The organism is Ralstonia chuxiongensis, assembly GCF_024158925.1.
In the GTDB taxonomy this organism is placed as follows: domain Bacteria; phylum Pseudomonadota; class Gammaproteobacteria; order Burkholderiales; family Burkholderiaceae; genus Ralstonia; species Ralstonia chuxiongensis.
In genome coordinates this window covers 47,057-61,287 of sequence record NZ_JAMYWC010000002.1, presented here as the reverse complement: position 1 = coordinate 61,287, position 14,231 = coordinate 47,057, and the positions used below count along the sequence as shown (strand labels likewise).

The window sequence follows — 14,231 nt, the reverse complement described above, 5'->3', positions numbered from 1 at the left end:
AGGGGAAGGAGCCAAACTCGCTACGCTCAGACAAGGCTCCTTCCTTGATCCTCCCCGCAACAAAAATCCAAGGCGCCATCTAGGGCTCAACGTCAAAAGAAAAAGGCCAACCCATCGCGAGGTTGGCCTTGTCGTTTAGGCCAGCGCGGAGATGGTTTGGCCTTTGACTTTCCTGCCTTAGATTGCGCCTTGAATTTCTGTTGCAGGGAGGAAAAAGGAAGGGAAGCTGTCTGAGCGCAGCGAGTTTTTCCCTTCCCCTCCCTGCGACATAAATTCAAGGAATCTTTCGCCATCTTGGGCGCGCATTTCTTTGCTTACTTTCTTTGGGCAAGACCAAAGAAAGTGAGTCAGCCCCGGAGGGGATGAAACCAGGGATGCACCAAAAACAAAAAAACCAAGCCCATAAAACTACCCCCAAGCATCTCCAACATCACCCGCGGTTGCACCCCCAATCTACCCATTTCGAACCAAGGGGTTTCACTAGGTTGCACCTTCAAGATCGCCAGGCGTATGATCCGCCCAATTTGCCGGCCACAAGCTAGGCAATGGCAGCTCTGGATAGGAACCCACATGGCTACAACCACCCTCGGGGTCAAGCTGGACGATGCTTCGCGTGAACGCCTCAAGCGCGTTGCGCAGTCCATTGACCGCACGCCGCACTGGCTGATCAAGCAGGCGATCTTCACGTATCTGGACCAAGTGGAGCGGGGGCAGCTGCCAACTGACGCAAACGGCCCGGTGGCGGATGGCCTCCCGTCCGCCGCCGCAGCCGTCTCGGACGTGCACGAGGGTGATGAGCCCGCGGTGCAACCGTTCCTCGAATTCGCACAAAGCGTGCAACCGCAATCGGTCTTGCGCGCTGCCATCACCGCCGCTTATCGCCGGCCGGAAACCGAAGCGATTCCGATGCTGCTGGAGCAGGCCCGTCTGCCGGGCGCGCTCGCCTCGGAAGCCAAGCAGCTCGCCCGCGATCTGGCTGGCAAGCTGCGCACGCAAAAGGTCGGCACTGGTCGCGAAGGGCTGGTGCAGGGCCTGATCCAGGAATTCTCCTTGTCGAGCCAGGAAGGCGTGGCGCTGATGTGCCTGGCCGAGGCGCTGCTGCGCATTCCCGACAAGGCCACGCGCGACGCGCTCATCCGCGACAAGATCAGCAACGGCAACTGGTATTCGCATGTCGGCCAGAGCCCGTCGCTGTTTGTGAATGCCGCCACCTGGGGCCTGCTGCTCACGGGCAAGCTGGTCGCCACGCATAACGAAGCGGGGCTGTCGAAGGCGCTCACGCGCATCATCGGCAAGAGCGGCGAGCCGCTGATCCGCAAGGGCGTGGATATGGCGATGCGCTTGATGGGCGAGCAGTTCGTCACCGGCGAAACCATTTCTGAAGCGCTGGCCAACGCGCGCAAGTTCGAGGCCGAAGGCTTCCGCTATTCCTACGACATGCTCGGCGAGGCCGCGATGACGGAGGAAGACGCGCAGCGCTACCTCGCGTCGTACGAGCAGGCCATCCGCGCGATCGGCCAGGCGTCGGGCGGGCGCGGCATCTACGAAGGGCCGGGCATCTCGATCAAGCTGTCGGCGCTGCATCCGCGCTACTCGCGCGCGCAGCACGACCGCACGATCAACGAGCTGTATCCGCGTGTGAAGGCGCTGGCGATGCTGGCGCGCGAATACGACATCGGCATCAACATCGACGCGGAAGAGGCCGACCGCCTGGAGCTGTCGCTCGACCTGCTGGAGCGCCTGTGCTTTGCGCCCGAGCTGGCCGGTTGGAACGGCATCGGCTTCGTGGTGCAGGGCTACCAGAAGCGCTGCCCGTTCGTGCTCGATTACATCATCGATCTGGCTCGCCGCAGCAAGCACCGCCTGATGATCCGCCTGGTGAAGGGCGCGTACTGGGACAGCGAGGTCAAGCGCGCGCAGGTCGACGGCCTGGAGGGCTACCCGGTCTATACGCGCAAGGTCTACACCGACGTGTCGTACCTGGCCTGCGCGCGCAAGCTGCTGGCCGCGCCGGAGGCGATCTTCCCGCAGTTCGCCACGCACAACGCGCACACGCTGGCGGCCATTTACCACATGGCCGGCCAGAACTATTACCCCGGCCAATACGAATTCCAGTGCCTGCACGGCATGGGCGAGCCGCTGTACGAGCAGGTCGTCGGCAACAAGCCGGGCAAGCTGAACCGCCCGTGCCGGATCTACGCGCCGGTCGGCACGCATGAAACGCTGCTGGCCTACCTCGTGCGCCGTCTGCTGGAAAACGGCGCCAACACTTCATTCGTGAACCGCATTGCGGACGAGTCGATTCCTCTGGACGACCTCGTCGCCGATCCGGTGGCGGTGGTGGAAAAGATGCACGCCGATGAAGGGACGCTCGGCCTGCCGCATCCGAAGATTCCGCTGCCACGCCACCTTTACGGCGATGTGCGTGCCAACTCGTCGGGCATTGACTTGGCGAACGAGCAGCGCCTGGCGTCGTTGTCGTCCGCCCTTCTTGCGGGCACGAGCACGGTCTGGAACGCTGAGCCGACCATCGGCGATGCGCCTTACGCTGGCGGCACGCCGCAACCGGTGCGCAATCCGTCGGACCTGCGCGACGTGGTCGGCCACGTGACGGAAGCCACCGAAGCCGACGTGGATGCCGCGCTGTCGGCCGCTGTCGCTGCCGCCCCGATCTGGCAAGCCACGCCGCCCGAGGCGCGCGCCGCGTTGCTTGATCGCGCAGCAGACCTGATGGAAGGCGAGATGCAGCACCTGATGGGGCTGATCATTCGCGAGGCGGGCAAGACGCTGTCCAATGCGATTGCCGAAGTGCGCGAAGCCGTCGATTTCCTGCGCTATTACGCGGCTCAGGTGCGCGGCGGGTTCTCCAACGACACGCATCGTCCGCTTGGGCCCGTGGTCTGCATCAGCCCGTGGAACTTCCCGCTGGCGATCTTCACCGGCCAGGTGAGCGCAGCGCTGGCCGCCGGCAACCCGGTCCTGGCCAAGCCTGCCGAGCAGACCCCGCTGATCGCCGCCCAGGCTGTGCGCATCCTGCGCGAAGCCGGCGTGCCGGCTGGCGCCGTGCAACTGCTGCCGGGCCGCGGCGAGACCGTCGGCGCCGCGCTGGTGAAGGACATGCGTACCAAGGGCGTGATGTTTACCGGCTCGACCGAAGTCGCGCGCATTCTGCAGCGCACGCTGGCCGGCCGTCTGGACGCCAACGGCGCGCCGATCCCCCTGATTGCGGAGACGGGCGGCCAGAACGCGATGATTGTGGATTCTTCCGCGCTGGCTGAGCAGGTGGTGGCGGATGTGCTGTCGTCTGCGTTTGATTCGGCAGGCCAGCGTTGCTCGGCGCTGCGCGTGCTGTGCCTGCAGGATGACGTCGCCGACCGCGTGCTCGCGATGCTCAAGGGCGGCATGGCTGAATTGGCGATGGGCAATCCGGATCGCCTCGTCACCGATGTCGGCCCGGTGATCGACGCCGAAGCGCGCGACAACATCGTCGGCCACATCGAAGCGATGCGGGCCAAGGGTCGCCGCGTGCATCAGGCGCCTGTGCCGGCTGCTTGCGCGCACGGTACCTTCGTGCCCCCGACCGTCATCGAACTCGACAGCCTGTCGGACCTGACGCGCGAGATCTTCGGCCCCGTGCTGCACGTGGTGCGCTGGAAGCGCTCCGGTGACAACGCCGGTCTGACCAAGCTGATCGAGCAGATCAACGGCACGGGCTACGGCCTGACGCTGGGCATCCACACGCGTATCGACGAGACCATTGCGCACGTGGTGGACCGGGCGCACGTCGGCAACCTGTATGTGAACCGCAATATCGTCGGTGCCGTGGTGGGCGTGCAGCCGTTCGGCGGCGAAGGCCTGTCGGGCACGGGTCCGAAGGCTGGCGGGCCGCTGTATCTGCTGCGTTTGCTCTCGACGTGCCCGCAGGACGGCATGCGCACCGCACTGCAACTGACCGCAGGTGCCGGCACGGAAATCGATACCGATGCGCGCCGCGCGCTGCTGGCGCCGTTCGACGCGCTGACGGACTGGGCGCGCAAGCAGGCGCCTGAGCTGGCATCGCTGTGCGAACGCCTGGCTGCGGCGTCGGCCACGGGCGCCACGGCCACGCTGCCGGGCCCGACGGGCGAGCGCAACACCTACACGCTGCTGCCGCGCGAAGCGGTGCTGTGCGTGGCGGCAGATCCGGCCGATTGGCTGCGCCAGCTGGCGGCTGTGCTGGCCGTGGGCAGCGTGGCCGTTGTGCAGGAAAACCCTGCCATCGAAGCGGTACTTCGGGGCTTGCCGGCGGCAGTACAATCGCGCGTCCGCGTGGTCGGGTCGACCGACGAAGCGGCGTTTGATGCGGTGCTGCACCACGGCGATTCGGACCATCTGCGCGCGATTTGCGAAGGACTGGCACGACGCGCCGGCCCCATCGTGGGCGTGCAAGGCCTGCCGCATGGCGGGGAAGGGCTGGCGCTGGAGCGCCTGCTGATCGAGCGTTCGCTGTCGGTCAATACGGCCGCAGCGGGTGGCAACGCCAGCCTGATGACCATCGGCTGACGGGGAGCACGAGCAGGATTCGCAGCGCCATCCGCACGACGGGTGCGGATGGAGCGCGAAGCGGGAGGAGGGCGACGGTGATCCCGTCGCGCTATTGATCCAAATTGCGTTTGAACTAGGAGACGCACAAATGAAATTGAAGCAACTGTGTCTGGCGGCAGCGCTGTGCGCGCTGGGTAGCGCGGCATCGGCCCAAGAAGTCATCAAGCTGGGCTACGCCGGCCCGATGACCGGTCCTCAAGCCCAGTACGGCAAGGACATGCAGAACGGCCTGACGCTGGCGGTCGAGGAATTCAACGCCACGCATCCGAAGATCGCCGGTAAGGAAGTCAAGTTCCAGCTGATTTCGGAAGACGACCAAGCTGACCCGAAGACCGGCACCACCGTCGCACAGAAGCTTGTGGACAGCGGCATCAAGGGCATGCTGGGCCACTTCAACTCGGGTACGACCATCCCGGCCTCGCGCATCTACAACAACGCCGGCATCGCAGAAATCGCGATGGCAACGGCACCGGAATACACGAAGCAAGGCTACAAGACGACGTTCCGCATGATGACCTCCGACACCCAGCAGGGTTCGGTGGTCGGCACGTACGCCGTCAAGAAGCTGGGCTACAAGAACATCGCCATCGTTGATGACCGCACGGCTTACGGCCAAGGTTTGGCAGACGAGTTCGAGAAGGCCGCCAAGGCTGCCGGCGCCACCATCGTGCGTCGCGAGTTCACCAACGACAAGGCCAGCGACTTCAAGTCGATCCTCACGCAGATCAAGGCCAAGAAGCCTGACGCCGTGTTCTACGGCGGCGCGGAAGGCCAATCGGCTCCGCTGGTCAAGCAGATGCGCGAACTGGGCATGAAGTCCACGCTGATGTCGGGCGAAATGTCCAAGACCGACGACTTCATCAAGCTGGCTGGCGCGCAATCGGCCGAAGGCGTGGTGTGCTCGCTGGCCGGTCTGCCGCTGGAGCAGATGCCGGGCGGCGCTGGCTACAAGGCCCGCTATGAGAAGCGCTTCGGCACGCCGGTGCAGACGTACTCGCCGTACGCCTACGACGGCGCAATGGCCCTGATGCAAGCCATGGTCAAGGCCGGCTCGTCGGATCCGAGCAAGTACCTGCCGATCCTGGCTGCGACCAACATGCAAGGCGTGACCGCCAAGCACTACGCCTATGACGAGAAGGGCGACCTGAAGGACGGCGGCATTACCGTCTACAAGGTCACCGGCGGCAAGTGGGCACCGCTGGAGAGCGTCGGCGGCAAGTAATCCGACCGGCTCTCAGCCATTCGCAGTATGAAAACCGCCCTCCGGGGCGGTTTTTCTTTGCCGGCAGCCCAAGGCCCCAAACGCAGGCTTGTCGCTTTCTACATCGAAAACCATCGATCTATCGTTAAATATCGGGTAACGCGGGTCTAACGCGTGTCAGTGCTTGGCTGACTTTTCCAATCGGGTGCTTCGGGTACCATGTCGGCCATGACAGGACTTCACGATCTCTTCCCTTCGTGGCCGCCCGCACCTGGCGGTCTCTTCTGGATCGGGCTGGCGCTGGTCGGCGCGGCGTTGTGCGGCGAGTTTGCGCGCGCGGCGCTCAAGCTGCCCCGCATCGTCGGCTATGCGGCGGCGGGCCTGGCGGCCGGCGTGCTCGGCCGCCCGCTCATCGACGCCGACATGCTCGACCAGACCCACATCCTGATCGAGATGGCGCTGGCGTTGGCGCTGTTCGAACTGGGGCACCGGCTGTCATTCGAGTGGCTGCGTGCCAATCGCTGGCTCTTGCTCACCAGTGGCTTCGAGAGCCTGCTGACCTGGGGCCTGGTCACCTGGGTGCTGCAGTTGTTTGGCGTGGCGGCGCCGGTGGCGGTGGCCGCAGGCGCCATCGCGGTGGCCACGTCCCCCACGGTGCTGCTGCAACTGAAGAACGAACTGCGCGCCGAAGGCCAGGTGACGGAGCGGTTGCTCTCGTTGGGCGCGCTCAACAGCATCTACGCAAGCGTGCTGGCGCCGCTCACCGCCGGGTGGCTGCACAGCGAATACGGCCACTGGGCGGCGGCGCTGTTCCATCCGCTGTACCTGCTGGCAGGTTCCGTGCTTCTAGCCTGGGTGGTCGGCAAGGTGGGCCATGCGCTGTATCACCGCATGGCGGGTGACGATCACTACGCGTTCCTGGTGCTGGTGGGGCTGGTGCTGTTTGCGCTGGCGATGGCCAAGCTGCTCAAGCTGTCGGTGCCGCTCACGCTGCTGCTGGCGGGCGTGGTGTTCAAGCACCAGGACGATCACCCGCGTGTGTGGCCATCGCACTTCGGCAGCGCGGGCAGCATCCTGATTGTGGTGATGATCGTGTCGCTCGGTTTGCCGCTCAAGGCGTCGGACTGGGTGATCGGCGGTGTGGCGGCGGTGGCATTGGTGCTCTCGCGCTTCATCGCCAAACTGGCGGCCACGACGGCGCTGGGCTCGTTCTCGGGCCTGTCGATGCGGCAGAGCATCGCGCTGGGCCTAGCGCTCGGGCCCATGTCAGGATTGTCATGGTTGCTGATGCACGATACGGCGGCACTGTATCCACAAACCGGCGGGCCGCTTGCGGCCATCATTCTTTGCACGCTGGCGATCCAACAGATTGTTGCGCCGATCCTGACCGCGCGTTCGCTGCGCTGGGCAGGTGAGGTGCGACAAGACGAAGGGAGGCACTGAGCCCCATGTCCCTCGAACCGTTCTCGAAATCCGAAGCCCTGACGTTTGGCGTCGAGCTGGAATTGCAGCTCGTCAATCGCCATGACTACGACCTTGCCTCAGCGTCGCCCGACTTGCTGCGCATGCTCAAGGGCAAGGAATACCCCGGCGACATCAAGCCGGAGATCACCGATTCGATGATCGAGATCTCCACCGGCATCTGCCACAGCCATGATGAAGCGCTCTGGCAGTTGCGCGAGATGCGCGACCGCATGGCCGACGCCGCCACGGCGCTGAACATCGGCATCTGCGGCGGCGGCACGCATCCGTTCCAGCAATGGAGCCAGCGCCAGATTTCGCAATCGCCGCGCTACCAGTACATCTCGGATCTGTACGGTTACCTCGCCAAGCAGTTCACCGTGTTCGGGCAGCACGTGCACATTGGCTGCCCGAATCCGGACGACGCGCTGTATCTGCTGCACGCCATGTCGCGCTACGTGCCGCACTTCATTGCGCTGGCCGCGTCGTCACCGTTCGTGCAGGGCGTGGATACGGGGTTTGCTTCCGCGCGCATGAACTCGGTCAGCGCCTTCCCGATGTCGGGCCGCGCGCCGTTCGTGCTGACGTGGGATGCCTTCATTGCGTACTTCGACAAGATGCACGCCACCGGCGTCATCGAAAGCATGAAGGACTTCTACTGGGACATCCGCCCCAAGCCCGAATTCGGCACGATCGAAGTCCGCGTGATGGACACCCCGCTGACCGTCGAACGCGCGGCCGCCATCGCCGCTTATATCCAGGCATTGGGCCGCTGGCTGCTGCTCGATCGCCCGTTCATGCCCGTGGAAGACGATTACCTCGTCTACACCTTCAACCGCTTCCAGGCATGCCGCTTCGGGCTGGCCGGCGAATACGTCGATCCGGCCACGGGCAACCGCGGCGCGCTGGCTGATCACATCCTGGAAACGAGCAAGGTGCTGTCGGCACACGCCGAAGCGCTGTCGTCCGAAGGCGCGCTCGACATGGTGCGGGAGGTGGTGGAGGCGCGTGATGCGGATGCAGAATGGATCCGCGCGGCGCAACGTGAAACCCGCAACCTGCACGAGACTGTGCGACGCGGTTGCGGGCGGTGGACGCAGCAGGCGGCAACGCAGCCCGCCTGATGCATCAAGGAACGGTCAGTCGTTGCGGACCGTTCCTGGCGCTTCAAGCCACCGCTGCATGAAGACGAGGTCGAGCCACTGGCCGTGCTTGATGGCCGCCTCGGGCATGCGGCCAACTTCTTTAAAGCCGAGCTTTTCGTGTAGCCGGATCGAGCCTGCGTTGGCGCCGTCGATGGCGCCAACAATCAGGTGTTTGCCCAGCGCAGCGGCACGCTCGCACAGTGCCTCGACCAGCAGGCTGCCCAGGCCCTTGCCGCGCCAGTCGCGATGAATATGCACCGAGTGCTCGACGGTGGTGCGAAAGCCCGGGTACGGCCGGAAATCCCCAAACGATGCAACGCCCGCGACTTGCCCGCCATCATCGGCCACCAGCACCGGATACCCCTGCGTGGCACGCAACGCCAGCCACGCGGTGCGGTCTTCCAGCGTGACCGGCGTTTCGGTGTAGATCGCGTTGGAGGTGGCGATCACGTCGTTGTAGATGGCGAGGATGGCTGGCAGATCGGCCTGCGTTGCGTCGCGGAGCAGCATGATGCGTGATGGGCTCAATGGGTCGGGCGCACCGCCAGAACACGGCGCGCGAAGGCCCAGCATACCAAGGCGAACACGATCAGCCCAAGCCATTGCGCCGTGCCTTCAAACGACGCGCCCACGATCGCCAGCGGCGCATCCTTGCCCGTGGCCCCGATGACGGCCGCCATCAGCACGCCCACCAGGCTTTCGCCCACAATCAGGCCCGACGCCAGCAGCACGCCGTGGCGGTTCGGTACCTCGGCATAGCGCGCGTACGGCACGCCGGCTGCCTGCGCACGCTTGGCAAGAATCTTCTCGATGATCCACGCCAGCACCGCACCGGTCACCAGCACCGTGCTGATCGTCGGCGGCAGGTAGATGCCGATGCCTACCGCCAGCACCGGCAGCCGGGCGACACCACCACGCTGCTTGAGCGCCCAGTCGACGGCAATCAGCAGCGTGCCGATGACGATGCCGGCAATCACCATGTTCCATTCCAACTGGTGCGTGAAGATGCCGGTGGCAATGGCCGTCATGAGCGTGGCCTGCGGGGCAGAGAGTGCCTGCGCAGCGTCCATGCCGGCACGCGGCAGCGCACCCGGAAAGCCATACGCGTTGTATAGCAGCTCCAGCACCGGCGAGATGACTGCGGCACCCGCGACGCACCCGATCAACAGCGCCACCTGCTGGCGCCACGGTGTGGCACCAACCAGCCAGCCCGTCTTCAGATCCTGCAGGTTGTCGTTGGAGATGGTAGCCACGGCCACCACGGCCGACGTTGTGAAGATTGCCAGCGCAATGCCCAGCTTGCTCGCTTCCGGCGAGCCCACGATGCCGTTGTCCGCGCCGATAGCCAACAGCAGCAGCGACACCAAGGTGATGGCGATGATGCCAATGCCTGAAATCGGGCTCGACGACGAACCGATCAGCCCGGCCATGTAGCCGCATGCCGCCGCCACCAGAAAGCCGAACACCACCGCAAAGATCACCGCGCAGGTGATCAGCGTCCAGCGCGAGCCGGCCGACAGCATGGTCGGCGCCAGGAATGCGGCAAACGTGATCACCAGCACCACGACCATGGCCAGCGTGACCAGCAGAATCCAGCGCGGAGCCATGTCCTGCTCGGTGCGCAGCGTGCCATCGGCCTTCGGGCGCAGGCTGCCGAACGAGCGCTTCACGCCGTGCACCACCGGGCCGATCAGCGTGCCCAGCGTCCACACGGCCGCCACCGCAATCACGCCTGCACCGATAAAACGCACCTGCGTGCGCCAAATGTCCGTACCGAACGCAGACAGCGCCTTGCCCGCCGGCACCGGCGTGATGGAGGTCAGATACGGCACGGCGATGCCCCAGGCGATCACCAGGCCCACCAGCATGGCCAGCCCGGCCACGAGGCCGATCAGATAGCCAGCGCCTAGCAGTGCCGTTGAAAAGCCCAGCGGCAAGCGCACCACCGCGGCCCCCGCAGCGAACCACCAGCTTGCCCCTTCGCCCAGCAGGCGCAGACCACTGGTTGCAAACGCCACGATGGCCGCGACGATGCCGCCGGCAGCCAGATCGCGCATGCCAGTGGCGGCGGGCACGGCGTCAGCGTCCGAGCCATCCGACGTTTGGCCGCTGCCCACGCGCAGGATTTCCGCCGCCGCCACGCCTTCGGGATAGGGCAGGTCGCTCTGCACCACCATCGCGTGGCGCAGCGGAATCGTGAACACCACGCCGAGCATGCCACCCGCCATGCAGACCCCAAACGTTTGCCAAAACGGGAAACCTTGCCAGTGCCCGATCATCACCAGGCCGGGCAGGATGAAGATGATGGAAGACAGCGTCCCGGCCGCAGACGCCTGCGTCTGCACCATGTTGTTCTCAAGGATGTTCGTGCCGCCGAGCATGCGCAGCACCGCCATGGAAATCACCGCTGCGGGAATCGCCGATGAAAACGTCAGGCCGACTTTCAGGCCGAGGTACACGTTTGAAGCGGTGAAGATCACGGTGATGATCGCGCCGAGGATCATGCCGCGTAGCGTCAGCTCGGGCAGGGTCGCTGCCGAAATGTGCTTGGGAGGATGGAGGGATTGCATCCTGCGGGTCTCCAAAGAGGGTTCTTGTGGCGCGGATTATAGGAGTGGATGGGGGCGGGGGCTTGGTGGATTTTTTTGGTGTGTCCTCTAGATTTTTTGTTTGTGGTCCATCCCTTGTTTCATCCCCTGCCGGGGCTGACTCACTTTCTTTGTCTTGCCAAAGAAAGTAAGCAAAGAAAGGCGCGCCCGATGCGGCGACCCCCCTCCTTGAATTTATGTCGCAAGGAGGGGAAGGGAAAAACTCGCTGCGCTCAGACAGTTTCCCTTCCTTTTTCCTCCTTGCAACAGAAATTCAAGGCGCCGCATAGGGCAGGGAAAGTCAAAGACAGAAGCCAAACACTCTGGACGCAAGCCCAAACGACAAAGGCCAACCGCGCGACGGGTTGGCCTTTTTCTTTTGACGTTGAGCCCTTGATGGCGCCTTGAATTTTTGTGGGCGGGCGGATCAAGGAAGGAGGCTGTCTGAGCGAAGCGAATTTGCCTCCTTCCCCGCACGGTCACACAAATTCAAGGAGGCTTTCGCCATCTCGGGCGCGCCTTTCTTTTGCTTACTTTTCTTTGGCAAGACAAAGAAAAGTGAGTCGGTCCCGGCAGGGAACGAAAGGAGTGTGGACCACCAAGGCAAAAATCAAAATCAGCACTCCACAATATTCACAGCCAGTCCGCCCCGCGCAGTCTCCTTGTACTTAGTCTTCATATCCGCCCCCGTCTCCCGCATCGTCTTGATCACGGAGTCGAGCGAAACATAATGCGTGCCGTCCCCGCGCAACGCCATGCGCGCCGCATTCACCGCCTTCACAGACGCCATCGCATTGCGCTCGATACACGGAATCTGCACCAGTCCGCCAACCGGGTCGCATGTCAGCCCGAGGTTGTGCTCCATGCCGATCTCAGCCGCGTTCTCCACCTGCGCAGGCGTACCACCCAGCACCGCAGCGAGCGCGCCCGCCGCCATCGAACACGCCACGCCGACTTCGCCCTGGCACCCGACTTCCGCACCCGAGATCGACGCGTTCATCTTGTAAAGCATGCCGATCGCGCCGGCGGTGAGGAGGAAGTCCACGATGCCATCGTCATTCGCGCCGGGCACGAAGCGGTCGTAGTAATGCATCACGGCCGGGATAATGCCCGCTGCGCCGTTGGTCGGCGCCGTGACGACGCGCCCGCCCGCAGCGTTTTCTTCATTCACGGCAATCGCATACAGATTCACCCAGTCGATGACTGACAGCGGGTCGGACAGCGTGCGTTCGGCCTGCACCGTGAGCCGTGAATACAACTCGGCGGCACGGCGACGCACGTGGAACGGGCCAGGCAATTCGCCCTCCGTGCGGCAGCCGCGCGCCACGCACGCCTGCATCACATGCCAGATGTTGAGCAGACCAGCGCGCACTTCAGCTTCCGTGCGCGTCGTCAGTTCGTTTTCGAGCATCAGTCGGGCGATGGATTTGCCCGTCGATTCGCACATCGCCAGCAGTTCCTTGCCGCTGCGGAACGGATGCGGCAACTGGTCATGCGCTGCAAGCACCTGCGTGTTTGGCGCGCCGGCCGTGACGACAAAGCCGCCGCCGACTGACAGATAGCGCGCCTCGCGCAGACGCTCGCCGGCAGCGTCGAAGGCGTGGAACTTCATACCGTTCGGATGCTCGGCCATCGCTTCGCGGCGGTAGAAGGCGATGTGTTCTTTCTCGGTAAAGCGCATCGCGTGACGGCCCAGCAGCGACAGCGATTGCGATGCGCGCAACGCTGCCAGTTTGGCATCGATGGTGTCCGGGTCGATGGTATCCGGCGCCTCGCCCATCAGGCCGAGGATGACGCCGCGATCGGTGCCGTGGCCTTTGCCGGTGGCGCCCAGCGAGCCATACAGCTCGACACGCACGCTGGCGACTTGCGGCATCAGCCCATCGGCTTCCAGGCCGGAAGCAAACATGAGCGCGGCGCGCATCGGCCCGACGGTGTGCGAGCTGGACGGACCAATGCCGATCTTGAAGAGGTCGAAAACGGAAACAGCCATGGGGTGAGGCTCCGGGGGCGTTAAAGGGTGCAAGCGGCTTGTGGCCACTTGCGCCAGGTAGTTGTGCGCGCTGTCAGTACAGAGCTTCGCCGGTTAGCGGGCTGCGCACAGCGCCAGCCAGTCAGGCGCGGTCGCGGCGAGCCGCTCGGCCAGCGTGCGGTATTTCGGGTCCAGTCGCGCAGCCTGCCAATACAGCGTGCCGGCGCTTTTCGGCTCCCACATGCCGGAGAAGCCGGGCAGGCCCGCGTCGGCTCGCTTCTTGTCGAAGGCAACGTGCGAGTGGACGTATTCCTCGTGCGTGCGGCTGCCGTCGGCATACGGCACGAGCCAATCAACGGCGGCGGCGAGCGTGGCGCCGTTGGCTGCGCGCTCATGTAGCCAGTGCTGGCCAAAAGGCTGCACGGCAATCGCGGCCATCGTCAGCGGCTCGAGGTCGTAGACGACGTAGTGAAGTGCATCGCGGTCTTCAAAATCTTCCACCGACCCGTCCGGGCGCACATTATTGGCGACCTGTTGCAGGAACAGGCGATGTACCTGCGCGAGCAACGCGTGGTCACCCAGCGCGGCAGCCGACATTGCCATCAGCTTGATGCGGTGGCTTTGCCAGTTGTTCACCCACGTGTGTGACAGCGGCTGGTGCGCAGCCTCGGTGCGGGCAATATAGCCCTCGGCCAGCGTGCGCAGGAAGCGTTGCGTCTCTGCGCGCGTGCCGGGCGTCAGGCCGTCGCGCGCGAGCATGTAGGCCTGGATCAGCGCATCGAACTTCGTCTCGTCGATCGGGTTGAAGCTCGGTACATACGTGCCGACCCACGCGTGCAGAAAGGTGTCGACCTGCTCGGCGAACCGCATGTCGCCTGTGAGGCGCCAGGCCATTGCTGCGTCGCGCATGACCGGAAAGTCCCGCGCGGCCACAACGGATTCGTCGTAGATGCCCTGGTGTGGCAACGTGCCTTCGGTATGCAGGCGAGGCAACGGGTGCGGCGTCTGCGTGAGGTGCTGCGTGGCGCGGGCGACCCGCTTTACCGCGGCGGGCTCGCCGGACTGCGCTGGTGAAACGCTGCACCAGTCCTGCCCCGGCCTGGCGGGGTTGTGCGCGGCTGCGTACAACGATGCAGCCGCACCTGCCTGTGTCGGCGAGCAGGCTCCGCACACAACCACTGCGGCAACACAGGCAAGCAGACGGAAAAATGGGGCAGGGTGGCGCGTTGGCATAGCAGGGTCCCGTCGGATCAGGTGAACTGGCGTCACCATAACGGCGA

8 protein-coding genes are annotated in these 14,231 nt (G+C 64.5%); 4 read left to right on the top strand and 4 right to left on the bottom strand.

The genetic code is table 11. The annotated features are described in order from the left end of the window. The first annotated feature begins 570 nt into the window (after positions 1 to 570). The 4 genes from putA to NKG59_RS04860 all read left to right on the top strand — a co-directional run bounded on the left by putA (position 571) and on the right by NKG59_RS04860 (position 8,370). Complete coding sequence (putA, locus tag NKG59_RS04875) at positions 571 to 4,542, top strand: trifunctional transcriptional regulator/proline dehydrogenase/L-glutamate gamma-semialdehyde dehydrogenase (protein ID WP_253535729.1); 3,972 nt, start codon at positions 571 to 573, stop codon at positions 4,540 to 4,542. Between the two features lie 130 nt (positions 4,543 to 4,672). Beyond that, entirely contained in the window at positions 4,673 to 5,806 is a 1,134-nt protein-coding gene (locus NKG59_RS04870; protein ID WP_045206831.1) for a branched-chain amino acid ABC transporter substrate-binding protein, read from the top strand. Between the two features lie 198 nt (positions 5,807 to 6,004). Further along, positions 6,005 to 7,228 carry a cation:proton antiporter gene (locus NKG59_RS04865; protein ID WP_253535728.1) on the top strand — a complete coding sequence of 408 codons (1,224 nt, stop codon included), beginning with the start codon at positions 6,005 to 6,007 and terminating at the stop codon, positions 7,226 to 7,228. A 5-nt stretch (positions 7,229 to 7,233) separates the two neighbouring features. Beyond that, on the top strand, positions 7,234 to 8,370 hold the full coding sequence (locus tag NKG59_RS04860) for a YbdK family carboxylate-amine ligase (RefSeq protein WP_024977256.1): 1,137 nt from the start codon (positions 7,234 to 7,236) through the stop codon (positions 8,368 to 8,370). A gap of 15 nt (positions 8,371 to 8,385) precedes the next feature. Here NKG59_RS04860 and NKG59_RS04855 read toward each other — a convergent pair whose 3' ends face one another. The 4 genes from NKG59_RS04855 to NKG59_RS04840 form a co-directional block, all read right to left on the bottom strand. Beyond that, positions 8,386 to 8,901, bottom strand: a complete 516-nt coding sequence (locus NKG59_RS04855) for a GNAT family N-acetyltransferase (protein WP_045206837.1) — start codon at positions 8,899 to 8,901, stop codon at positions 8,386 to 8,388. A gap of 14 nt (positions 8,902 to 8,915) precedes the next feature. Next, positions 8,916 to 10,961 (bottom strand): OPT family oligopeptide transporter, encoded by a 2,046-nt coding sequence (locus tag NKG59_RS04850; protein ID WP_253535727.1) that lies wholly within the window; start codon positions 10,959 to 10,961, stop codon positions 8,916 to 8,918. Between the two features lie 634 nt (positions 10,962 to 11,595). Further along, entirely contained in the window at positions 11,596 to 12,972 is a 1,377-nt protein-coding gene (locus tag NKG59_RS04845) for an L-serine ammonia-lyase (protein ID WP_253535726.1), read from the bottom strand. A gap of 93 nt (positions 12,973 to 13,065) precedes the next feature. After that, positions 13,066 to 14,184, bottom strand: a complete 1,119-nt coding sequence (locus NKG59_RS04840) for an alginate lyase family protein (RefSeq protein ID WP_253535725.1) — start codon at positions 14,182 to 14,184, stop codon at positions 13,066 to 13,068. Positions 14,185 to 14,231: the final 47 nt, after the last annotated feature.